Raw genomic sequence first — 1,000 nt, 5'->3', positions numbered from 1 at the left:
ATATAGTTTTTCTCCGTTCAAGTGAAATTCAGTAACATCTGAATACCAATGCCTATCAGGAATAACAGCCTTAAAATGACGCTTAATTAAATTGGGCTTGATTTTTCCGATAGTTCCTTTATAGCTTGAATATTTAAATCTACGCCTAATCGCAATGGCATATAAATGCATTTTGACCATCAACCGTTTAACGCGTTTATGATTGACTATAATACCTTCTCGACGCAATTGTGCAGTAATTCTACGATAACCATAGCGATGCTTGTGCTTCTCAAATATTTCTTTGATCCGGTTCATAATGCTTTTGTTCTTCAAATCTTTGTCTTCTTTGCTCAAAGTATAATAATAATTACTGCGTGAAAGATGAGGCAAATCAGGATTTGAGTTGATTGTATCAAGCACAAAGCTCACGGTTACATGGAGTTCTTGCCTTAGCTGCGTAACCGCAGTAGCTATTTCTTGCGCTGTTGGTTTTTGGTTCTTTGGGAGACTAAGGCGCTCAATTTTTTTACAAATTCGTTCTCGACAGTAAGTCTCAAGTTCTGCTGCTTGAGGTCCTTTATTTGCTTTTGAAGCTCTTGAATTTGCTTGTCTTTGTCCTTCATGGGTAGGCCTGCCTTTCTTGTGATTAATGACATTATACCCATCTTCTTTGTATTTGCGAATCCAATTATAAAGCATGCCGTTGCTTGGTAGACCTAGTTCTAGTGATACTTGATTGGCTACTTCATGATTGAAAAGTACTCTTGCAATGGCTTTTTCCTTAAATTCAACTGAATAATTTGTATGACCAGAGTCAAGAATCTCTACTCCATGATGATCTATTAGAGCAATGAGATAGGACAAGGTTGAAGAATTAACTTTATACTCTTTAGCTGCTTGATTAGCTGATATACCGTAATTCTTCCAATTATTGTAAATACCAATTTTGTCTTGTTTAGATAATTTAGCCATAAATAAAAACCTCGAAATTCTTGTCCGAATTTCGGGGTTCATATCA

1 protein-coding gene is annotated in these 1,000 nt (G+C 35.9%); it reads right to left on the bottom strand.

Annotated features, from left to right (window positions below; genetic code table 11):
• The coding region (locus BN55_RS09860) for an IS3 family transposase (protein WP_081497858.1) at window positions 1–954 on the bottom strand (954 nt) is incomplete at its 3' end.
• Window positions 955–1,000: the final 46 nt, after the last annotated feature.

This window comes from Lactobacillus hominis DSM 23910 = CRBIP 24.179, assembly GCF_000296835.1.
In the GTDB taxonomy this organism is placed as follows: domain Bacteria; phylum Bacillota; class Bacilli; order Lactobacillales; family Lactobacillaceae; genus Lactobacillus; species Lactobacillus hominis.
Note: the sequence above shows the minus strand (reverse complement) of the source record. Positions and strands in the feature narration are given on the sequence as shown.